19 protein-coding genes are annotated in these 21,717 nt (G+C 35.2%); 8 read left to right on the top strand and 11 right to left on the bottom strand.

Going from position 1 to position 21,717, the window contains the following annotated elements; translation table 11 throughout:
• Window positions 1-45 precede the first annotated feature (45 nt).
• The gene (locus BW926_RS00510) at window positions 46-375 is read left to right on the top strand and encodes a DMT family transporter (RefSeq protein WP_076443437.1); all 330 of its coding nucleotides are present in this window, start codon (window positions 46-48) and stop codon (window positions 373-375) included.
• A gap of 91 nt (window positions 376-466) precedes the next feature.
• On the opposite strand, the gene BW926_RS00505 is transcribed toward BW926_RS00510, so the two are convergent.
• The 5 genes from BW926_RS00505 to gpmI form a co-directional block, all read right to left on the bottom strand.
• Window positions 467-1,234: a class I SAM-dependent methyltransferase gene (locus BW926_RS00505; protein ID WP_076443436.1), complete on the bottom strand. Its 768-nt coding sequence runs from the start codon at window positions 1,232-1,234 to the stop codon at window positions 467-469.
• On the bottom strand, window positions 1,234-2,043 hold the full coding sequence (gene map, locus BW926_RS00500; protein WP_076443435.1) for a type I methionyl aminopeptidase: 810 nt from the start codon (window positions 2,041-2,043) through the stop codon (window positions 1,234-1,236). The genes BW926_RS00505 and map overlap by 1 nt, the downstream gene beginning before the upstream one ends.
• A 155-nt stretch (window positions 2,044-2,198) precedes the next feature.
• Window positions 2,199-2,630 (bottom strand): BT0820 family HAD-type phosphatase, encoded by a 432-nt coding sequence (locus BW926_RS00495; RefSeq protein ID WP_076443434.1) that lies wholly within the window; start codon window positions 2,628-2,630, stop codon window positions 2,199-2,201.
• A gap of 89 nt (window positions 2,631-2,719) precedes the next feature.
• The gene (locus BW926_RS00490) at window positions 2,720-3,700 is read right to left on the bottom strand and encodes an acyl-ACP desaturase (RefSeq protein WP_076443433.1); all 981 of its coding nucleotides are present in this window, start codon (window positions 3,698-3,700) and stop codon (window positions 2,720-2,722) included.
• Window positions 3,701-4,167: 467 nt separating this feature from the next.
• A complete protein-coding gene (gpmI, locus tag BW926_RS00485) occupies window positions 4,168-5,709 on the bottom strand; it encodes a 2,3-bisphosphoglycerate-independent phosphoglycerate mutase (protein ID WP_076443432.1) in 1,542 nt (513 codons plus the stop codon).
• Between the two features lie 137 nt (window positions 5,710-5,846).
• On the opposite strand from gpmI, the gene BW926_RS00480 reads away from it, so the two are divergent.
• Together BW926_RS00480 and BW926_RS00475 are read left to right on the top strand one after the other, a co-directional pair.
• Window positions 5,847-6,170, top strand: coding sequence for a translation initiation factor (locus tag BW926_RS00480; protein WP_076443431.1), 324 nt, complete (start codon window positions 5,847-5,849; stop codon window positions 6,168-6,170).
• A 332-nt stretch (window positions 6,171-6,502) separates the two neighbouring features.
• A complete protein-coding gene (locus BW926_RS00475) occupies window positions 6,503-7,357 on the top strand; it encodes a nucleoside phosphorylase (RefSeq protein ID WP_076443430.1) in 855 nt (284 codons plus the stop codon).
• 165 nt (window positions 7,358-7,522) lie between these two features.
• On the opposite strand, the gene BW926_RS00470 is transcribed toward BW926_RS00475, so the two are convergent.
• Window positions 7,523-8,881, bottom strand: a complete 1,359-nt coding sequence (locus BW926_RS00470) for a hypothetical protein (RefSeq protein ID WP_076443429.1) — start codon at window positions 8,879-8,881, stop codon at window positions 7,523-7,525.
• Window positions 8,882-9,161: 280 nt separating this feature from the next.
• Window positions 9,162-9,716, bottom strand: a complete 555-nt coding sequence (locus tag BW926_RS00465; RefSeq protein WP_076443428.1) for a DNA-3-methyladenine glycosylase I — start codon at window positions 9,714-9,716, stop codon at window positions 9,162-9,164.
• A gap of 154 nt (window positions 9,717-9,870) precedes the next feature.
• Here BW926_RS00465 and BW926_RS00460 point away from each other — a divergent pair, with 154 nt between their 5' ends.
• Both BW926_RS00460 and BW926_RS00455 read left to right on the top strand, forming a co-directional pair.
• Window positions 9,871-10,170 (top strand): hypothetical protein, encoded by a 300-nt coding sequence (locus tag BW926_RS00460; RefSeq protein ID WP_076443525.1) that lies wholly within the window; start codon window positions 9,871-9,873, stop codon window positions 10,168-10,170.
• 119 nt (window positions 10,171-10,289) lie between these two features.
• The gene (locus BW926_RS00455) at window positions 10,290-11,102 is read left to right on the top strand and encodes an enoyl-ACP reductase FabI (protein ID WP_076443427.1); all 813 of its coding nucleotides are present in this window, start codon (window positions 10,290-10,292) and stop codon (window positions 11,100-11,102) included.
• 271 nt (window positions 11,103-11,373) lie between these two features.
• Here BW926_RS00455 and bglX read toward each other — a convergent pair whose 3' ends face one another.
• Together bglX and BW926_RS14480 are read right to left on the bottom strand one after the other, a co-directional pair.
• Window positions 11,374-13,596, bottom strand: coding sequence for a beta-glucosidase BglX (gene bglX / locus BW926_RS00450; RefSeq protein WP_076443426.1), 2,223 nt, complete (start codon window positions 13,594-13,596; stop codon window positions 11,374-11,376).
• 98 nt (window positions 13,597-13,694) lie between these two features.
• A complete protein-coding gene (locus BW926_RS14480) occupies window positions 13,695-14,006 on the bottom strand; it encodes a glycoside hydrolase family 30 beta sandwich domain-containing protein (protein ID WP_076443425.1) in 312 nt (103 codons plus the stop codon).
• A 254-nt stretch (window positions 14,007-14,260) separates the two neighbouring features.
• On the opposite strand from BW926_RS14480, the gene BW926_RS00440 reads away from it, so the two are divergent.
• From BW926_RS00440 to BW926_RS00430, 3 genes are all read left to right on the top strand, one after another.
• Window positions 14,261-15,049 carry an NUDIX hydrolase gene (locus tag BW926_RS00440; RefSeq protein WP_076443424.1) on the top strand — a complete coding sequence of 263 codons (789 nt, stop codon included), beginning with the start codon at window positions 14,261-14,263 and terminating at the stop codon, window positions 15,047-15,049.
• A gap of 121 nt (window positions 15,050-15,170) precedes the next feature.
• Window positions 15,171-16,349, top strand: a complete 1,179-nt coding sequence (locus BW926_RS00435; RefSeq protein ID WP_076443423.1) for an acyl-CoA dehydrogenase family protein — start codon at window positions 15,171-15,173, stop codon at window positions 16,347-16,349.
• Window positions 16,350-16,497: 148 nt separating this feature from the next.
• Window positions 16,498-18,441: a T9SS type A sorting domain-containing protein gene (locus BW926_RS00430; RefSeq protein WP_076443422.1), complete on the top strand. Its 1,944-nt coding sequence runs from the start codon at window positions 16,498-16,500 to the stop codon at window positions 18,439-18,441.
• Between the two features lie 48 nt (window positions 18,442-18,489).
• Here the strand turns inward: BW926_RS00430 and BW926_RS00425 are convergent, their stop codons facing one another.
• Both BW926_RS00425 and BW926_RS00420 read right to left on the bottom strand, forming a co-directional pair.
• Window positions 18,490-21,183, bottom strand: a complete 2,694-nt coding sequence (locus tag BW926_RS00425; protein ID WP_076443421.1) for a PD-(D/E)XK nuclease family protein — start codon at window positions 21,181-21,183, stop codon at window positions 18,490-18,492.
• Window positions 21,180-21,716: a DUF922 domain-containing protein gene (locus tag BW926_RS00420; protein ID WP_076443420.1), complete on the bottom strand. Its 537-nt coding sequence runs from the start codon at window positions 21,714-21,716 to the stop codon at window positions 21,180-21,182. The genes BW926_RS00425 and BW926_RS00420 overlap by 4 nt, the downstream gene beginning before the upstream one ends.
• Window position 21,717 lies beyond the last annotated feature (1 nt).

The following is a 21,717-nucleotide window of genomic DNA, read 5'->3' as shown; positions in this document are numbered from 1 at the left end:
TTAATTCATTTTAAATTCAGAATTTTGCAGGAGAAATATTGAAAAATGAATTGGATTATCTTAATTATTGCAGGGTTATTTGAGGTTGCATTTGCATCATGCCTTGGAAAGGTAAAGGAAACAACCGGTACTACTATGTATTTCTGGTTTGCAGGCTTTCTGGTTTCGCTTACCATCAGCATGCTTCTCCTTATTAAAGCTACTCAGACTCTGCCTATCGGAACTGCTTATGCGGTCTGGACGGGAATCGGCGCAGTGGGAACTGTCTTAATGGGAATCTTTTTCTTTAAAGATCCGGTGAGCTTCTGGAGAATCTTCTTTATTGTTACACTGATAGGCTCTGTAGTTGGATTGAAGGCTGTTTCTGCACATTAGGTTTTGGCTAAAGCCTAAGAAATTTTATTTTGTAAACGGGCTAAAGCCCGCTCTTATTGATGAAAGTAAAACTTATTGGAGACGGTTTTTGTTATTTTTTATAGACAACGGGAAGGATTTCGTTTTTCCTTAATCCATACTTTTTGACCTCTTCATCAGAAAATTTCTGAGAATAAAAATTCGGTTCTGCTTCGAAGCCTGCTTTCCGCAAGCGATCAAAATAATCCATCCCATACCAGCGGACATGGTCATACTGCCCGAAATGTTTCTGACGTTCCTTAGGATCTTTAATGGTGAAATCTTCATAGGTTTTTTCGAGAGAATTCTTCATAGGAACCTGTATAATTCCCCATCCACCGGGCTTTAAAACCCTGTAGAGCTCACTCATTGCTTTTGCATCATCTTCAATATGCTCCAGAACATGGTTACAGAAAATAATATCAAAACTCTCATTCTCAAAAGGAAGGTCAAGAATATTCGCTTTTACATCTACAATCGGAGAATAGAGATCAGCTGAAATATAATTCAGATTGCTCATTCTTTTGAATTTCCTCAAAAATTCCTGCTCAGGAGCAATGTGTAAAACTTTATAGTTTTTAATGAAAAATTCAGTTTCATTTTGAAGATAAAGCCACATCTGGCGGTGTCTTTCCAGACTTAGAGTCCCGGGAGAAAGCGCATTTTCGCGTTGATTTCCGTATCCATAAGGAAGAAATTTTCTGTAAGACCTACCATCAATAGGATCAAAAAATTGATCTCCTTTGAAAAACTGATAAATAAGCGGCCTCGCCCAAATACTCATTTGAATAAGCATCGGACGTGGGATTTTATTAAGTAAAAATTTAGTAATTTTTTTCATTAAAAGTCCAGTTGGAAAGCTTTTTCTTCGTCGCTTACAATTCCTAAGGCATCATAAATATACTGGAAAGTAGAAAGCAGCACTGGCTTGCCATTGATTACCGCCACATCATGCTCGAAGTGTGCGGAAGGCTGGTTATCCTGCGTAGTCACGGTCCATCCGTCATTATGGAATTTCACTTTGTCAGTTCCAAGATTGATCATAGGTTCGATAGCAATTGCAAGGCCGTCTTTAATTACTTTTCCGCTGCCCTGTTTTCCGTAATTCGGAACCTGTGGGTCTTCGTGCATCTGTCTTCCCAATCCGTGTCCTACAAGCTCTTTTACTACTCCATATCCTTCTTTTTCACAATGCTTTTGAATGGCATAAGAAATATCACCGATTCTTTTTCCTCTGATACACTGCTCAATACCTTTATATAAAGACTCTTTGGCGACTTTTAATAATTTTTTGGTTTCAGGATTTACTTCACCAATCTCGAAAGTATAAGCATGGTCTCCTACAAAACCATTTAAAATAACCCCACAATCCACAGAAAGTACATCTCCTTCCTTTACCACATCATTGTTTGGAAAACCATGAACCACCTGCTCGTTTGGAGAAATACACAAAGAATACGGAAATCCTCCATATCCCAGAAAAGCTGGTTCAGCACCGTGATCCTTAATAAAATCATGAGCTAATTTATCTAAATATAAAGTGGTAATCCCAGGCTTGATTTCTTTGGCCAACATACCTAATGTTTTTGAGACCAAACGGGCACTTTCTTTCATCAGACGGAGTTCGTCTATTGTTTTTAATTGAATCATTTTTATATAGATGTTAGATATTAGATGTTAGATATTAGATTGACAACTAAATGAATACATTTTCTAATTCTAAACATCTTTACTTTTCTGGATAAAATGATTAAAAGTGATATTAGATTAATTTCTAACATCTAACTTCTAATTTCTCTATAATTTTACCAGAATAATCCTTTTTTCTTTTCTTTTTTAAGTTTTGAATACGCCAAAACCTCTTTCCCTTCTACACGAAACTCTATTCTCTCCTGGATAATATTGTATATCTCACCCCAACCTGGGAAACCGCCAAGATTCCTATCATCAATGAACCAATCGGCATCCAGTTTTCTTGACTGGTTTTCAGAATCAAAAACTTCACCTTCAAAGCTAGAATTCACAGCATAGAATTCTACGCCGTTTTGTTTACAGAATTCTACTGCTTCATCCAACGTTTTCCCGTGTCTGTATGTCCATAGAATAAGCCTATAGCCCTCGGATTGAAGTCTTTTTAAAGTTTCAAAAGCAAAAATTTTCGGTTTCCCAATTGCCGGATAAGCATCATCCACGATAGTTCCGTCAAAGTCTACAGCAATTTTCTTATTATTCATCATTTGAATATATTTTGAAGTGCAAAGATACAAATAAAAAGAGTGTCAAAAAACCTGACACTCCTTTGTTTTATAATTTGCTAAATTTTAGACTAACTTTTAACCCAATTAAACTGGAATTGTAGGTCAGGTGTTGAAATTCTGTCTGTGATTTTCTGTAATCTTCCGGGTAATTTCATCAGGTATTCTTGGGCTTTTTCAGCTGTTTCGGTAAGGCCTTTTACGTGTTCGATTTTCCATTCATCCAATAAATCCTTCAATATATTGATGTAATCCTGACCTGTATAAACCATACATCTTTGAGCCGCATCAGAAAAATGCCCCCAAAGCTCTCCCGCTTTCTGGCCGGATTGTCTCATCATGTGAGCAGGCATGACAATTTTTTTACGCATCATATCTTCAAACGCCAAAATCATTTCTGAAGGGTCAATCTCCAAAATTTTTGCTACGAAATGTTTGTAAGCCTTTGCGTGTCTTGCTTCATCTGCAGCAATTACACCACACATTTTAGCTAATTTTCCGTTTCCGGACTGCTTTGCTAATGTACCTACTCTTCTGTGGGAAATATTGGTGGCCGTTTCCTGAAAGCTGGTATAGACAAAGTTTCTATAAGGATCCATGCTTGTGCCCAGATCAAAACCGTCATTGATCAAATATTGAGTCGTAACTTCTACTTCTCTCATATTGACTCTTCCGCACAGATAAAGGTATTTGTTTAAAAGGTCACCGTGTCTGTTTTCTTCGGCAGTCCAGGCTCTTACCCAGTTTGCCCAGCCTACTTTTTGCTCCTCCTGATCGATCCCATCTACTCCCATCAACCATGATTCGTAGGAAGGTAAAGCTTCCTCGGTAATACAGTCGCCAATCAACGTTACGAATAAATCATAAGGCATTTCACGTGCAAAAGTCTGGATTTCTTCTAAATCATATTTAAAATCTGCACTCGAAGGATCCGGAAGGTAATCAGATGGTTGCCAGATTTTTTCGATAGGGGTTAAAAATTTATCCAGAAAAGAAACTACTTCCTTTTCTAATATTCCCATTACTTCCTTCCTTACAAGCTTTTGATACATTTTTAGAATTTAGAATTAAAGTACAAAGTTAGAATTTATTTATTATTTAAGACATAATATTGTGTTAATTCTTTCTGATATTAATCATAAAAATGCGTTAGCCAATTTTTATAGCGGTATTATTTTTTTTCTATTTTAAATACTTAAATAATTTTTAATCTTTTTTCCATTCTCTAAGTTTGTCTTCCTGAAAGGATCTAAGTTTAGAAATAAAAAATTATGAAAAGATTCGGGTATAGATGCCTTGACTAAGTCGAACCTAAAGATTTCAGCATCACAAATTTTGTGAATATTTCCCAAATATTCAATGCATAACTACTACCCTAGCCCCGATTGAGCGGTTTGTTTGAGCTCTTTTCCGTTTCAGGGTTTCGGCGGCGAAGCCGCCGAAACCCTGAAACGGAAAAAACGAGTAGCGAAAGCGGGAAATAGCTTCTAAAAATTAAAGTAATTTCAATTTATAATTTTTAGCTAACTAAAATATCTCCCGTCATCACCTCCGGAGTATCGATTCTCATTACCTTTAGAATAGTTGGAGCAACATCTCCTAATTTTCCGGGCTTTAAATTCCAGGTGTGTTCCTTATCCATTACAATAAAAGGGACCAGATTGGTGGAATGCTGTGTGTTGGGGCTTCCGTCAGGATTAATCATCACATCAGAATTTCCGTGATCTGCAAGGATGAAAACCGCATAGCCATGCTCATAAGCTGTAGTTGCCACCTTTTCTATACACTTATCTACTGTTTCCGCCGCTTTTACTGCTGCAGAAAAAACTCCGGTGTGGCCTACCATATCGGTATTGGCAAAGTTTAAGCAAATAAAATCTGCCGTTTCATTTTCCAACTCCGGAACAATAGCATTGGTAATATCATATGCAGACATTTCAGGCTTCAAATCGTAAGTCGGAACATCTTTCGGACTTGGACAAAGCAAACGCTTTTCTCCTGCAAATGGCTCTTCTCTTCCACCTGAAAAGAAGAAAGTTACGTGAGGATATTTTTCCGTTTCTGCAATTCTGATCTGTGTTTTGTGGTTTTTTTCCAGAATTTCTCCCATCGTTTCATGCAACACTTCTTCATCGAAAACCACATGCACATTCTGAAAGGTTTTATCGTAATTCGTTAAAGTAACATAATATAAAGGCAGCTTTCTCATGAAATATTCAGGAAAATCCTGCTGTGTAAGCACTTCTGTAATCTCCCGCCCCCTGTCTGTACGGAAATTGAAGCAGATCACCACATCATGATCGGTAATTTTAGCAACAGGAACTACGTTTCCCATGGCCGTAGAATCAATCATAATGATCGGTTTCATGAATTCATCCGTAATATTTTCGTCATACGACTTCTGAATTTCCAGCAAAGCGTTGGTGGTCTGTGCACCCACGCCTTCTACTATTGCTTCGTACGCGATTTTTACACGTTCCCATCTTTTATCTCTGTCCATTGCATAATAACGCCCGACAACGGTTGCCAGCTTTCCTACAGTTTTTTCCATATGCTGGATAAGGTCTTCAATAAAACCTTTCCCGGAATGCGGATCACAGTCGCGGCCGTCTGTAAATGCATGTACAAAAACATTTTCATGCATTCCGAATTCGTGGGCAGCTGTTAATAGTCCTTTTAAATGGTTAATATGGGAATGTACTCCTCCATCAGAAACCAAACCGATAAAATGCACTTTTTTATTCTCTTTTTTAGCATATTCAAAAGCATCCTGAATGATTTTCTGCTGCCCCAAAGATCTGTTTTCAACTGCCATGTTAAGCTTTACCAGATTCTGATACACTACTCTTCCCGCACCTAAATTCATGTGCCCTACTTCAGAATTTCCCATCTGGCCGGCAGGAAGCCCTACAGCTAAACCACTCGCTTCCAGTGTAGTATGTGGAAAATTTTTATAACAACTATCTATAAATGGTGTATTTGCTTTATCTATGGCTGAAACATCCGGATTCATACCCAACCCCCATCCGTCAAGGATCGCTAATATTGCTTTTTTCGACATTATGTAAACTTTTGTATTACAAATTTATTTATTTTGAAATGAATGGAAGAATGGACGGACTTAAAATTTATTTAAAATTGTTTTTCTTTGATCTAAACCTTGAAGGTTCGAATAAGAATAATCATTAATTTTGTCATATGGATTTAAGAGATCAATTAAAGAACCTTTTTCCTGATCATAAGGAGCAGGATTTTGAAATGCCTGAAGAAAAATTCAAGCAGAAAGAGCCTTTGATATGCAAATTTGAGAAGAAAGGCAGAAACGGTAAGCCTGTCACCATTGTTGAAGGTTGGGAAGGCAGCGATGAAGAGCTTAAAAAAATCTCAAAAAAAATAAAAATTACTTTAGGAATAGGAGGTTCTGAAAAAGATGGAATGATTATCATTCAAGGAGATAATCGTGATAAAATTATGGATATCCTTAAAGAAATGGGATATAAAACCAAAAGAGTCGGCGGATAGTTTTTATTACCCTTGTTTGAATTAGAAACCTCAGATATTTAACGCCATGATCGGACATTGCGTTAAAATATATTTTCCAATATTTTAAAAATAAATCTACGTCTGCGATATGATACCTTTTAATGTTTGATTTTTACACGGAACAAGAGTTGCCGAAATCTCTTGAAATTTTTTGCGTAAAAGTATTAATCCGAGGTTATCCTAATTTTAAATTGAATTAAAGAATGTTTATATTTCATTTTCATTTATAACTAAAACTATACGAAATAACTAAAATACTGTTTTATTTTTGCGGAATTTTATGTACTTTGTGGTTGATTTAAATATATATTATGCTCAATAAACTTGCTGCTTCAGAGCTTGTTCTAAACGAAGACGGAAGCATTTATCACCTTAATCTTTTGCCTGAAGATATTGCTGAAAAGATCATCCTTGTCGGAGATCCCGACCGTGTGGCGAAAGTTTCGATATATTTTGATAAAATAGAGGTTAAAAAAAATAAAAGAGAGTTCTATACCCATACCGGAACTTTAAGAGGTGAAAGAATCACAGTGATGTCAACCGGAATTGGTACAGAAAACATTGATATTGTAATGAATGAGCTTGATGCTTTGGTGAATATTGATCTTAAAAATAAAAAATATAAAACAGAACATTCATCATTGCAGCTGTTCAGAATGGGAACCTGCGGAAGTGTAAATCCGGATGTTCAGGTAGATAACATGCTTGTTACTCAAAATGTTGCGGGTTTGGATGGCTTGATGCATTTTTACCAGGATTATAAATTTGAAAATGAATTTTCTAAAAACTTCATGGAAAAATTTCCTTATCCGAAAATCAAGCCGATGCTCTATTTTGCAGATTGGGCAGAAGAATTGGGAGAATTGTACAAAGACGCAAAATACCATGGAAATACAGCAACTTTCCCGGGGTTTTATGCTCCACAGGGAAGACAACTCCGTTTAAAAGCAGTCGACGATCAATTCTTAGAAACTTTAAATGATCTTGGAGTAACCAATTTCGAGATGGAAACTTCAGCTATTTACGCTTTGTCAAAACTTTTAGGCCATAAGGCAATTACCGTAAACAACGTAATTGCCAACAGAAGACGAGGAGAATTTTCTGCAGATCACATTGCTTCTGAAAAAAAAATGATTGAATGGGTTTTAGAACGAATTATTAAATAATTTTTTGAAATCTTGTTTCGCTTAAATCCAAGCATTGACCAATCCTAAATAGAAAGGCTGTCCGTTTGAGACAGCCTTTTTAAACTTAGAAAACCATTAACTTCATAATAAATTTTAAACCTACCTGAAGTAACAAAAATTGTGTCTTTGCCTATTTTAATTCTATTAAAATTCATTTACCGTTATATAGAAATGTGAAGAGTTTAAGCTCTCGGCACTTCCGGAAATATTGGTTAGATTAATTGTAATATTCGATGTAGAAGTCAGTCTTGGGTTTGATATTGAAAATGTAGAGTTCCCTGCAAAATCACTTGCCGGAGTTACTACAATCGTTGCCCGAGTTGAGCTTGGAGTCAGTGCTGGAGGAATTGTAATGTTGAGGGTCGTTGATTTTCCAGAAGGTAAATTATTGATGGAAACGCTTGGCCAAATTTCAAAGCTGATCTGGTTTTTACTCACCGTTCCTCTGTCACCCAGCTTGTATCCTCCATTGACATCCAATTTTGAATTGATATTCGGAGTACTTGTTGCGATGCCGACATTGGCATTACTGTTTCCTAAAACAATAGCATTGTATTGTGAAGTTGAAGCCTGAAACCCTATGGCTGTTGAATTTTGCCCTGTAGCCGAAGCTCCTGAGCCAACAGCTGTAGAATGCTGTCCGTTTGTAAGAGCGCCATATCCTATAGCAGTTTCACTGTCTGAGTTTGTTTTTGTATTATATCCTAAAGCAATAGATTGGAAGCCTGCCGCCAATGAATTGTTTCCCAATGCGGAAGATTCATTAGCCGTTGTTTTTGCATTATATCCTACTGCTGTAGACTGAAATCCTGACGCTGTTGAGTTATTACCTACTGCGGAAGATTCATTTACCGTCACTTTTGCATTATATCCCAAAGCAATCGAACGGAATCCCGAAACATTGGATAATTCACCCAAACCTATAGATTCATTTGCCGTTACACTAGAATTATTACCTATTGAGATACCTTGGTAAGCCGTACTAGAAGTTCCTAAAGCAATTCCGTTTTGGGAAGCATTTGCCCCTACCCCAAAACTTATCGAATTGTATACTCCTAATCTCCCCATAGTATTTGAATTTACTTTAAAAACCAAATCGTCAAGGGTATTTGTACCTAAAGCCAGCGTTGTATTCGCTCCTGCGTAAGTCCCACTGTTTGTACCAGATAGATTCCATCCTGAAGTTGAACCATTTATTTGGCTTGTTATGGAAAGCATATTCCATTTCAGATTGTTCCAGTAATAAAATCCTGTTTCAGATAAGCCGCCTAAGCCATTATTCCATACAATTAATCCATTAGCAGGAGATGGAACAGTTGTATTATCTATATTTGAAGTAAGAGCAACACTAGGTAATAAGACCCCTTTATTGTTTGAGCTCACATCAAGCATAGCAGAAAGGTTTGGCGTAGAAGTACCAATCCCGATCTGGGCATGGATACTATTAAAATTAATCAGCAATAAAAAAGTTAATACTGATTGAAGTTTTTGTTTATTTTGCATTCCTAAGGTTATTAAAAGTTATGTTCCGTTTATACAAATATAATAAATTTTATTAAAAATCGATATTTATTGAATATTTTTCAATATTAACACGAAACAGTGAATAAATATAATTTTTTATTTCATTTATTCACTATTAATTGAAGATTATTATAGAATTATTTTTGCATTAAATTAATTTTTATAGAGCTTTAAAGCATTACTTTAATTCTTCAATGAGTGTATTATATTCAGTAATTTTTTTAAAAAATCACCTCTAATTGAATAAAAAAAATTATTATTATCTAATAAAACAATTTTCAATATGATCATTCACCATTCCGGTGGCCTGCATATGCGCATAAACGACAGTTGATCCCATAAATTTGAATCCCCGTTTTTTTAAATCATTTGCCAAAGAATCTGATAATTCTGTAGTTACGGGAATATCCGTTATAGCTTTCGGATGGTTGTCAATAGGCTTTCCACCTACAAAATCCCAGATATATTTTGAGAAACTTCCAAATTCTTCCTGAACTTCTAAGAATTTCCTTGCATTGTTTACAGTAGCCAGAATTTTGAGACGGTTTCTAATAATTCCGGTATTATTCATCAGCTCTTCAATTTTTTCATCAGAATATTGAGCAATTTTTTTATACTTAAAACCATCAAATGCTTTTCTGAAATTCTCTCTTTTACTTAAAATCATATACCAGCTGAGCCCTGCCTGAAAGCTTTCAAGAATAAGAAATTCAAAAATAGTCTCATCATCATAGACTGGCTTTCCCCACTCTTCATCATGATATTTTCTATACAGGTCGTCTTTTTCGCACCAGCTGCAGCGTGTTTTTTTCATAATATTTGGCTTAGATTAAGGTTGAGTTGAGTAATGTTTAAAAGTAAAATGATTTTTTAACCTATACCAAAAGTTTATGAAAAATTTAACAACAGTAAAAAATTTTAGGAATGGTTATTGTTTAATTAATAACAACACAACAAAATATTTTATTATGAACAATTCAGAATACAACAAAGCAGAAAATGCTGTAAACAACACAGAAAACTCTTTGAAAAATTTAGCAGATAAAGCAAAATGGAAAGTAGAAGAGCTTGCTGACAAAGCAAAAGATTATATCAACGAGAAAAGGGCTAATGATGATGAAGCACAGCAGGAAGACTGGTTTGAAAGGGTAAAGAATAATGCATCAGATGCATGGGACGATATAAAGGATAAAGCAAATGAAGCCTGGGAAAAAACAAAAAATACAACAGAAGATGTAAAAGAAAAATGGAACAATAGACCCAACTAAATTTTCAGTCATATAAATATTTTCAAGAAAAACGGAGTCATTTTATATAAGGCTCCGTTTTTTATTATGTTGTAAACACAAATTATTGCTACATTTGTATATTAATAAACATTAAAAATATGTCATACGGTTTACTTAAAGGCAAAAAGGGAATTATTTTTGGAGCTCTTAATGAACAATCAATCGCATGGAAAGTTGCAGAAAGATGTCATGAAGAAGGTGCTGAATTTATCTTATCTAATGCTCCTATTGCTTTGAGAATGGGAGAACTTAACGGTTTAGCAGAAAAAACAGGTTCGGAAGTTATCGGGGCAGACGCTACTTCTATCGAAGATCTTGAAAAACTTTTTGATGCTGCAGTTGCCAAATTTGGTAAAATCGACTTTATCCTTCACTCCATCGGAATGTCTATCAATGTAAGAAAAGGAAAACATTATACAGAAATGAACTATGACTGGTTGGAAAAAGGTTGGGATATCTCTGCCGTTTCTTTCCATAAAGTGATGCGTGTAGCTTGGGAAAAAAACTGTATGAATGAGTGGGGAAGCATCTTGGCGCTTACTTACATCGCTGCACAAAGAACGTTCCCAGATTACAACGATATGTCTGATAACAAAGCATATTTAGAAAGCATCGCAAGAACTTTCGGAAACTATTGGGGTGAAAGAAAAGTAAGGGTAAATACTATCTCCCAATCTCCTACTCCTACTACTGCAGGAAGCGGTGTGAAAGGTTTTGGAGGTTTCTTGGGATACGCGGAAGATATGTCTCCGCTAGGAAATGCTACGGCTCTTGATTGTGCCAACTATTGTGTAAGCATGTTCTCAGACCTCACTAAAAAAGTGACCATGCAGAACCTTTTCCATGATGGAGGTTTCAGCAGTACGGGTGTTACCCAAAAGGTAATTAGTAAATATGATACTGAAAATTAAGATTAAAATTCTTTTTTGAATATATTAAGAGACTGTCTCAAAAGGACAGTCTCTTTTCGTGTTGAGTTGAAAAAAAAGATTTTTCAGGTTTTGTATTTTAAAAATGGTAGTGTCTCACTAATTGTGTAAGTTGAAAAGTTATTCTGAAAAATTTTGAGGTTCTTCAATCCGCTTCGCTTCTTTCAGAATGACAAACGTTAAGTTTAATTGATGTTTTCTCTTCTGCCACTAAAAGCGGGTTTTATCCCGCTCTTAGTAAGTAAACTAATATTTATTTTGACCAATTAATTCTTTTTGTCTGAACATTTTGAGAATCGGTTCCGACCATAATGTCGAAATCTCCGCTTTCCCAATCGAAATTCAGTGCGTCGTCATAAAATTTAAGATTTTCCGGAGTTAAAGTGAAATTGATGGTTTTCGTTTCGCCTTTTTTAATGAAAACTTTTTCGAAGCCTTTCAATTCTTTTACAGGTCTCACAACCTTTCCGAAAAGATCTCTGATGTATAACTGCACCACTTCTTCTCCATCGTAATTTCCGGTATTGGAAACATTTACACTGATGTTTAAAGTCTGATTTCCTTTAAGATTGGTTGAACTTAAATTCATATCAGAATATTTAAATTGAGTATAGCTTAAACCATAGCCAAACGGGAATTTCGGGTCGTTATCCAAATCGATGTAGGCCGAAACATAATTTCTGTCGGTGTTGTTTTTTGCAGGTCTTCCCGTGTTGTAATGATTGTAATAAATTGGGATTTGTCCTTCAGTTCTTGGGAAAGTCATCGGAAGTTTTCCGCTTGGGTTAACTGTTCCGAAAAGAACGTCTGCAATAGAATTTCCAGCTTCCGTTCCCAGCCACCAAGTGTACATAATCGTCGGAATATTGTCAGCAGCCCAATCAAAAACCAAAGGTCTTCCTGCGTTGATCATTAAGACAATCGGCTTTCCTGTTTTAGCAATTTCTTTCAATAAATCTTCCTGAACACCTGTGAAATGCAGGTTGCTTCTACTTTTCGCTTCACCGCTCATGGCGTGACCTTCACCTAAAGTCATGATCACAACGTCTGCTTTTTTCGCTGTATCCACCGCTTCTGCAAACATAGATTTGTCCTGATCGTCAACATTTGCACCTTTTGCGTACAACAATGTTGAATTTTTATCTAATTGGTTTTTAATTCCGTCAAACTGAGTGATGATTCTTTGATTATCATCTTTAAATGCAATCGACCAGAATCCGTGATTGGCAGAAGTTTCTTTTCCGAAAGGTCCAATTAAAGCAACCGTTTTTGTCGATTTTGAAAGTGGTAAAATATTCTTCTGATTTTTAAGCAAAACAATAGATTTTGAACCAAACTCTCTTCCGAATTTTCTGTTTTCCTGATTATTTAACTGCTCTTTCTGTCTCTTTTCGTTGCTGAATCTGTAAGGATCGTCGAATAATCCCATTTCAAATTTTTTAACCAAAATTCTTCTTGCCGCATCATCAATGAACTTCGGATCTACCTTTCCTTCCTGAACCAATTTTGGAAGTTCCGCCATATAAGCACGGCTTTCCATATCCATATCGCTTCCTGCATTAATAGCTTTTTCCGCAGCTTCTTTGTTGTCTTTAGCATACCCGTGAGGAACCATTTCGCCTATACTTCCCCAATCCGAAACCACAAAACCCTGGTAGTTCCATTTTCCTTTTAATAGATCTCTTAAAATATATTTATTACCTGTCGCCGGAATTCCATTAATATCATTAAAAGAGTTCATAAACGTTGCAACACCAGCTTCTGCAGCCACTTTAAAGGGAGGGAGATAGGTTTCATTCAATTGTCTTAAACTCATATCAACGGAATTGTAATCTCTCCCACCAACTGCCGCTCCGTAAGCCGCGAAATGTTTTGCACAAGCCATGATCGCATCAAGATTTCCAAGACCTTTTCCTTGAAAACCTTTGATTCTTGCCAAACCAATCTGCGTTCCCAAATAAGTATCTTCACCCGAACCTTCCATGACTCTACCCCATCTCGGATCTCTCGCAATGTCGATCATTGGTGCAAAAGTCCAGTGAATTCCGTAAGCTGATGCTTCTGTTGCTGCAATTCTTTCTGATTTTTCAATTAATTTTAAATCCCAACTTGCAGCCTGACCTAAATTCACAGGAAACGTTGTTCTGTAACCATGAATCACGTCCTGACCAAACAATAATGGAATTTTTAACCTCGATTTTAAAGCTAATTCCTGAAATTTTCTGGTTTCTTCTGCTCCAGCTACATTCAGCATGGAACCGACTTTGCCTTGTTTTATTTCATTTAAAACAGTTGCAGAATTGGAATTCTGAGGACCTGTTGTGTATTCAAAACCGCTATATTGAACAAGCTGTCCTACCTTTTCTTCTAATGTCATTTTCGACAATAATTCAGAAACTTTCTGATCGATCGTCTTTTGCCCAAATACATTCATCCCAAATGCTGTAATCGCCAATAAGAAATAAGCTCTCTTCATTTTACTTTAATTTTCTGTTTTTATATTAAATTTTAACTAAAGGTTCGCAAAGATTTTTTGAAATTAATATTGTTTACTTTTAAGTTTACAAAGGCGTTTCACTTAACATAAGATTTTTCAATCCATACAATTTGTTCTTTACTTTTAAAAATATATGTCGCTGTTGAGCTTCCTGAAATAGTAACAGGAGCCGTCTTCTGATTATATTTAATGGTAAAAGCTTTATCCACAGAATTACTGTTCTGAACGATTAAAACAGTTTTTCCTGCCGGAGTCTTGAAAGCTACCGTTGAAAGGCTGCTAACCTCTATGGAAGCAATTCTCTGAGAATTTACCGGAACGAACCTTGACGCATAAGCAATAATATAATAAGCAACATTTTTGTCATAGCTAGTAGCTCCATTCACCATGATTGCACCTTTACATTGTGTACAAACAACAGCCGGTGTATGAAACCCAAACGAGGCATCATTTGCTAAAATCTATTCCAACGCTGCCTTACTCCAGTTTCTCACCGACCCAATAATAACGTTTTTTACGTGCCAATCCAAATTTCCCCCGAAATTCCCGCTAGAACTTGTCCATTGTTCCGTGAAATATACATTTTTATTAGGAAATAAATTATGGATACAAAAATTTAGAAAATAATTTTATTTTTATTCCCATGAAAATCAGGAACGAAAAAAACAAAGAAACACTTCAGGAACTTATTGATACAAAAGACTTTGTAGCACATTTATCTGTAAACTGTACCATATTTGGTTTTCATAATAACATTCTTAAGGTTTTACTTTTAAAGTACCATGATCTGGATTTATGGTCACTTCCGTGCGGTTTTGTTCTTAATGATGAAGATCTTCGAGAAGCAGCAGAAAGGGTTCTGTATGAAATAACACATCTTAAGGATACTTTCTTAAAACAATTTCATACATTCGGCAGAATTGACAGAACAAAGAATAATATTCACAAAATTATCTTAAACACTAAAGGAATTGAAGTTCCAAAAAACCACTGGATTTTCCAGCGTTTCATTACCGTCGGATACTGCAGTCTGATAGATTTTACCATGGTTAATACCTTTCCGAATGCTTTTAATGAAAGCTGCGAATGGTTTGAAGTGAGCAACCTTCCGAAAATGGCTTTCGATCATGACAGAATCATAGAAACCGGCCTTGAATATCTGAGAATGAACATCAATACCGAGGTAACAGCAAGTAATCTTCTTCCTGAAAAATTTACCATGAAAGATCTGCAATCTTTGTATGAAACCATTTTAAGCCAAAAATTCAGGAGAAATAATTTTCAACGTAAAATATTGAGCTTAAAGATCTTAGACAGGCTGGAAAAACTGTATGACGGCTCAGCTAATAAGGCTCCGTATTTGTATAAGTTCAAAACAAAGATTCATAATTCCACAAGCCAGTACCCTATTTTAAACGAAGAGGAAAGTTAATTTAAACATTTTTTAATTTAATTTTTAAAATAACTATTTAATAATCAGTCATTAAAAGGCATTTAAAAAAAATTTTCCTACAATATTGAAAAGTATTACTTTTAGGAAAATAAAATTTACAATGTCATATTATTCCCTTACCAGCATCCCTGATTATTTTGGGATAGATGCTCTGCTTACTGAAGAACATAAACTGATCCGTCAGTCTGTAAGAGACTGGGTAGAAAGTTTTGTAATGCCACAAATTGACCAGGCAGCACAAAATCATACAGATTTACCAGGTCTAATGAAAGAATTAGGTAAGATTGGTGCTTTAGGGCCATATATTCCGGTGGAGTATGGTGGTTCCGGACTAGACCAGATTTCTTATGGTTTAATTATGCAGGAGTTGGAAAGAGGTGATTCAGCAGTACGTTCCGCCGCTTCTGTACAGAGTTCTTTGGTGATGTTTCCAATTAACGAATTCGGTTCTGAAGAGCAAAAAAGGAAATATTTGCCAAAGCTTGCTGCAGGAGAAATGATTGGTTCTTTTGGTCTTACAGAGCCTAATCATGGCTCAGATCCGAGTTCCATGGAAACACATTTTAAAGATATGGGAGATCATTACCTCCTGAATGGTTCTAAAATGTGGATCACAAACTCCCCTCTTTGCGATATTGCTGTAGTTTGGGCAAAAAATGAAGAAGGAAAAGTTCAGGGTTTAATTGTAGAAAGAGGAATGGAAGGCTTTACAACTCCTGAAACTCATAATAAATGGAGCTTAAGAGCTTCAAAAACAGGGGAATTGGTCTTCAATAATGTAAAAGTTCCGAAGGAAAATTTACTTCCAAACGTTACAGGTTTGAAAGGGCCACTATCTTGTTTAAATTCAGCCAGGTATGGAATTTCGTGGGGTGTAATCGGTGCTGCGATTGACTGCTATTGCACTGCTGTTCAGTACTCTAAAGAAAGAAAACAGTTCGGAAAACCGATCGGATCCTATCAGCTTCAGCAGAAAAAGTTGGCTGAATTCTTAACCGAAATCACTAAGGCTCAGCTACTTTGCTTGCAATTAGGAAATCTTAAAAATAATCATAAGGCAAGTCCTGCACAAATCTCCATGGCCAAAAGAAATAATGTGAAAATGGCTATTGACATTGCAAGAGAATCTCGCCAGATCCTTGGTGGAATGGGAATCATGGGTGAGTTCCCAATGATGAGACATGCCGCTAACCTGGAATCTGTGATTACATATGAGGGTACTCATGATGTTCATTTACTGATTACCGGCTTGGATATCACTGGAATAAACGCATTCTAAAATTTAAAAATACTTATAAATAAAGAGCCTGACTATGTTCAGGCCTTTTATATTAATAAGAAATTGTATTCACTGAATAATTATTAATCATTGAAAATTGTAAAAGTTTATTTAAAAAAGATAATTTAACAGCACTAAAAACAATTTAATGAAAAAAATCACCCTATTACTGGCAGGACTTACTGCGCCTTTCTATTTTTCTCAGCAGGCTGGAGACGTATTCAGCGTAGAACAAAAGCTAAACCTTACCCCGCAAGGTGTCGTTAATTTTATTTCAGGAAATCTGGGTGAGCAGAATGCACCGGATTTTGTAAGTTATTTAAATGGCTTTAATCTTGGTTTAAAGGCCTATAAAATAACATATTATACTAAGAATGAAAACAATGTTCTGGTAAAAGCAACGGGCCTTGTAATGTATCCTAATGTCAATTACAAACTTTCTACCGTTGTTTCAGATCACGGGACCACAGATAGCAGAAATAATGTTCCGTCTAACCTAAAGGGTACAATGACGGCTGGTTTTGCTGTAGAATTATCTTATGTTTTGAACGGTTATATTTTGATGGCCCCAGACTACGTAGGGATGGGTACCGGTGATGGAATTCACCCGTATGTACACTATCCTACCGAAGCAAGCGCAACGATAGATTTTGTAACGGCAGCCAATAAAGTTTTGACCCAGCAAGGTGTAAAACGTTATGATGAATATTTCATTACGGGCTATTCTCAGGGCGCGCACGCAGCAATGTCTACATTAAAAAAATTAAGCATATCTAATCCTACAAATTTAAAATTTAAATATGCTTTCATGGGAGACGGGCCTTATGACTTTTCCGGTGTTACACTTCAAAAAGGAGTTATAGAAAAAGAAACTTATCCTTTTACTTCATTTTTTGCCAATGTCTTAAATACTTGTAACAACATTGGTTATAAAACATATACCAATAATATTTCTGAAGTAATATCTGCAGAGTATATGGATAAATACAATTACCACGTAGTACAGGACAACGGCGGAATGCTTTGGGGCCCAGTCATTTGGAAGAAACTTTTTACCACTAATTTTATTAATGATGTCACTAATAATCAGAATAATAAATTAAGGCAATGCCTGAGAGCAAGTGATGTTTATGACTGGTACAATAAAACTCCTACTACTCTTGGGCACTCCACGGTAGACCTTGCTATTCATCCCGAAAATACTTCTAAGACCATTACTACACAGCGTGGTTATTACCCTTGGTGGGATGTCGATAAATATAAGCTGGAATCATTGTACTGGGGACCTGTAGGGCACGTTGGAGGTATCATTCCGTTTGTTCTGGCCTCCAATGCAAAGCTAAATACAGTGCGAAGCGGCGGGTTTTTCAATGAATGGGCTATGCTGACTTCAAAAAATTCAACAAACCAGGAGACCGTTAATAATTTATACAATTCCCAGATCAAACCTGATTTGAATGGAAAAAAACTTATAGAAATCACTGATTTTAACAAAGAAAATTCACAAAATAAAGCCGCTGTACAGAATGATCTTTCCAAACTTAAAGATGGAATTTACCTGCTAAAGGTTTCAGAAAACAATGCGACACAGTTTGTTCCTTATATCAAAAACACCCCAAAAACAGTTGCTGAAAATGAAATCGTAAAGTCTGAAAACAACCATATTCTAAGCTTAAGAATCAATGAAGATGAATTAAAATCAATCAATATTTTTGATCAGGATAAAAACCTTATTAAAACTATTACCAGAAAAAATTATATTGAGAATAATGGCATTAAACTGGATAACTTTGACAGCCAGGAATATACATTCGAAATTGTGAGCGAATATTATAATCTGCAATTCAATAAAAAGATTGAAAATAGTAATTCCAGAGAGACTGTAGATATTTTTGCTCAAAATAAAATGATCAATATAAGATCTGGAGAAGAGATAAAAAATGTAACAATTTACAGTATTTCAGGAGAGTTGATACAGAATAATGAATCTAATAAAAATGAATTCATATCAAATCAGTTGCAACCTGGAGTATATATTGTAAACATTTCAATGAAAAGCGGTAAAACAATCAATAAAAAAGTAAAACTTTGATAATAAACAAAATATAATCGATATAATGCATCTCAAATGAGGTGCATTTTAATTGGAATAAGGTTTAATTTCTTCTATAAAATTAATATCAGGATTTAAAATTTCCTCAATTAAACTTTTTACAGACCGCATCGCATCATCAATATTGCCTTTTTCAAATTGTAAGGAAACTACTCCTTTTTTTGCTTCTGCAAAGCTCCAGATTCCTGTCTCTATAGGAAGACCCCAGAATTCTGGCAGGTTTTGGATTACATATTGATAAATGCATAGCTGCAAAGCCTGTTTCCTGTCGCTGTTGTGGAAATACTCCTCTATATTATTCTGATCAATCTTTACAATAAGGTTTTTAATTTTAGCTGTTTTATAATCAATGATTCTCAGGGTTCCATTCAGCCTGTCAATCCTGTCAATAAACCCAAAAAATGAGACTTTATCATTTTCATCAAGGTAAAAATCTACATTTTCAAAACGTTTTTCAATATCAAGAATTTCCAGTTTATTTCCTTTTTTCACCAATTCCAGATCGTAATTCAAAATGTTTTCAATTACTTTTTTTGCAATCGCTCTATGGATAAAATTCATGCCCTTCTCATAAAATTCCGGCTGATGTTTTAGCTTGTCTATGGCAACTTCAATATAGTGATCTATTGCTTTAATTGATTCTTTTAAATCACTTTCTTTTAATGCTTTACTTTTCAGTACTTCATAAACTTCTTGAAGTGTATAATGAACCAAATTACCATAATTTTTAACTGATAATTCCTCTTCTATCTCATCGGTTTCTGAGGTGTTCAGAATCTTTGAAAGATAAAAATCGATGGGATTATAAAGATAACTTGTAAGATGTGAAGCCGAAACTTTTTCTTTCCACTTTTGAAGCTTTTGCAAAACAATAGTAGTTTTGGAAATCTCAATAGGTTCAGAAACGATGGGAACAGAAGAATTTTCAATAATCAAATGCTCGATTTTATGAGAGCTTTCCATTTCAATCTGAGTGATAAACCTGCTTTTTTCACCCGTATTTACCCCTGAACTCAAGGCATTAAACAATAAATGAACATTTTTAGAATCCTGAATCAACCGATAGAAATGATAGGCATAAATACTGTCGTTTTCCAAAAAAGTGTGGAGATCAAAATATTTTCTGATATCAAAAGGGATGTATGTATTCTGTGAATTTCCAAGTGGCAGTTTTCCTTCATTTACAGAGAGCATGATCACGTTTTCAAAATTCAGAAGACGCGTTTCGAGTAAGCCCATAATCTGTAAACCACGTAAAGGTTCTCCTTGAAAATCAATACTTTCCAAATTGATGTGCTGGTTAATCAAAATCTCCAGCGTTTCCATCTTGATTTCAAACTGATAGGGTGATAACTGATTCTTTATGATTCTAAAAGCATTTTCAAAGTGAGAAATATTTTCATATTGAATATCATCTATTTCCAGCCATTTGATCTGCTTACAGAATTTTATCAGAGCATCAAGGTAAGAACTTGTAGATTCTGCTTTTTGAAGAAGATTGTAATAAGAAAGATCATGAAGAAGCTCATTTAAAAGCTTTTTAGAGATATAAACAATATTTCTCTCTTCAATTTTTTCTTTAAAATTATTGATAACCTGTTCATCTTCAACAGATTTAGGAAGCTCTTCAAGAATAGGGAAAATATCCCTGTAGTAATAGGAAGATTTATTTTTTTCTAATTGCTTCTGAAGATAAAACAAGCGCTTAACCGCATTGGAAAAAGAAAGATTTTTCAGTGGAAACCCCATCGTAATATTCAGATTTTGAATACCATACATTACGTCCAGGCTTGCAGGAAGGAGATTTTCGTCCAATAAAACTATTGCCGTATTAGAATAGGTTTTATTTTCTATTTCTTTAAAAATTTCCGGTAAAATTTTCGTTTGAGTAATATTTCCCGAAACTTCATATACTTTTATATTCTTTGGTTGTTTAAAGTCGTCTTCAATCCATTGGAAAACACGATGATCATTGAATTCTTTCCAAGTCTTGTGATTTCTTAGAAACTTTCCGGCTTCTTGCCTTTCATCATCAAAATAATAACGGTCTGCCTGGAAAAAACACTGTCCCTTATCCCACTGCATAAGGCTTCTCACCAATTTTTCTTCTATTGGTGTAAAAGCATTAAACCCGCAAAAGACAAATTGCTCCTTTATGTTCTTTGCAAAATCTGCAATTTTAGATTTGGCCGTTTCATGGACCATTCCCGAAGTGGCCCAATTTTTCTCCTGCAGTCTTTGTTTCAAAACAGGAAGGAAAACATTCATATTTCTCCAAAAATTAAGGAATTTTTTTCTTGGAGCATTTTCGTCTTCTCCTAAATTTTGCGCCCAGTCTTTAATCCTTTCTTCGTCAAACATATATTGAAGAACGGCTTCATCGCTTTCGGAAAACTTTAAAATATCGTCCCAATCTTTCTGCAAAGTGGGAAACCATTTCAAAAAATCCGCAAAATTATCATTGGGAATAAGGCTAAGGCTTTTGTAAACATCAAATGAAAAAAGCCATAAAGCGATGCCCTGAATGGCTTGTTTATCGGCAATCTTATCAATTAACTCCTCGATAGTGAAAAAATTCGGAAGAAATCCTGAATATTTTTTTTCTTCCAGAATTTGCCTGATAAAGACGATGGGACGCTTGCCCGGCAGAACGATATTAAACACCGACAAATCAGCGTTTTGCGTTAACAATTCGTGGATTACTTTATTGAGGAATTTCAAGACGTTTTATAGCTTTTGTAATTTTCTAATTCTTCAGCAATAATACGATTATATTCTGATTGTTTTTCTTCTATGATTCCATTCTGTGTTTCAGTATCATAAGCTTTCTGAAAGTTTTGGTATTCTTTAAGGGTTCTGTTGTAAACCGATTGAAAATATTTATCAAAATCGGCAGATGTAATGATTTTTTCAGCAATCGCTTTCCTTAACTTTCTCGCAAAAACTTCAGCAACATCAAAATGCTTTTGCTCATGAAGAAGTACATAATCATTAATTCTCTTTACATCTTTCCATGATAAGTTTTCATTGAATACGGTTTCAATCTTTATTTTTACCGGAGCTTTCGGATCTGAAGATTTTTCATAAGAATAAACCCATCCGCAATTGGTATAGGCCACAACATTGTTACCGCCACGACGGTTGACCTTACTTTTAAAATTGTCTAAATTTAGTTTAATTCCCTCTTCCCAATATATTTTCTGACTATGTAAAACACTGGAAACCAGAACACAAATTGCAAAAATCCATTTCATT

The organism is Chryseobacterium sp. RU37D (assembly GCF_900156075.1).
Lineage (GTDB): Bacteria > Bacteroidota > Bacteroidia > Flavobacteriales > Weeksellaceae > Chryseobacterium.
Note: the sequence above shows the minus strand (reverse complement) of the source record. Positions and strands in the feature narration are given on the sequence as shown.

Bases quoted from the DNA above. Each gene is read 5' to 3' on its own strand.
- BW926_RS00510 (WP_076443437.1), top strand. From the start codon at position 46: ATGAATTGGATTATCTTAATTATTGCAGGGTTATTTGAGGTTGCATTT.
- BW926_RS00505 (WP_076443436.1), bottom strand. From the start codon at position 1,234: ATGAAAAAAATTACTAAATTTTTACTTAATAAAATCCCACGTCCGATG.
- map (WP_076443435.1), bottom strand. From the start codon at position 2,043: ATGATTCAATTAAAAACAATAGACGAACTCCGTCTGATGAAAGAAAGT.
- BW926_RS00495 (WP_076443434.1), bottom strand. From the start codon at position 2,630: ATGATGAATAATAAGAAAATTGCTGTAGACTTTGACGGAACTATCGTG.
- BW926_RS00490 (WP_076443433.1), bottom strand. From the start codon at position 3,700: ATGTATCAAAAGCTTGTAAGGAAGGAAGTAATGGGAATATTAGAAAAG.
- gpmI (WP_076443432.1), bottom strand. From the start codon at position 5,709: ATGTCGAAAAAAGCAATATTAGCGATCCTTGACGGATGGGGGTTGGGT.
- BW926_RS00480 (WP_076443431.1), top strand. From the start codon at position 5,847: ATGGATTTAAGAGATCAATTAAAGAACCTTTTTCCTGATCATAAGGAG.
- BW926_RS00475 (WP_076443430.1), top strand. From the start codon at position 6,503: ATGCTCAATAAACTTGCTGCTTCAGAGCTTGTTCTAAACGAAGACGGA.
- BW926_RS00470 (WP_076443429.1), bottom strand. From the start codon at position 8,881: ATGCAAAATAAACAAAAACTTCAATCAGTATTAACTTTTTTATTGCTG.
- BW926_RS00465 (WP_076443428.1), bottom strand. From the start codon at position 9,716: ATGAAAAAAACACGCTGCAGCTGGTGCGAAAAAGACGACCTGTATAGA.
- BW926_RS00460 (WP_076443525.1), top strand. From the start codon at position 9,871: ATGAACAATTCAGAATACAACAAAGCAGAAAATGCTGTAAACAACACA.
- BW926_RS00455 (WP_076443427.1), top strand. From the start codon at position 10,290: ATGTCATACGGTTTACTTAAAGGCAAAAAGGGAATTATTTTTGGAGCT.
- bglX (WP_076443426.1), bottom strand. From the start codon at position 13,596: ATGAAGAGAGCTTATTTCTTATTGGCGATTACAGCATTTGGGATGAAT.
- BW926_RS14480 (WP_076443425.1), bottom strand. From the start codon at position 14,006: ATGGTGAATGGAGCTACTAGCTATGACAAAAATGTTGCTTATTATATT.
- BW926_RS00440 (WP_076443424.1), top strand. From the start codon at position 14,261: ATGAAAATCAGGAACGAAAAAAACAAAGAAACACTTCAGGAACTTATT.
- BW926_RS00435 (WP_076443423.1), top strand. From the start codon at position 15,171: ATGTCATATTATTCCCTTACCAGCATCCCTGATTATTTTGGGATAGAT.
- BW926_RS00430 (WP_076443422.1), top strand. From the start codon at position 16,498: ATGAAAAAAATCACCCTATTACTGGCAGGACTTACTGCGCCTTTCTAT.
- BW926_RS00420 (WP_076443420.1), bottom strand. From the start codon at position 21,716: ATGAAATGGATTTTTGCAATTTGTGTTCTGGTTTCCAGTGTTTTACAT.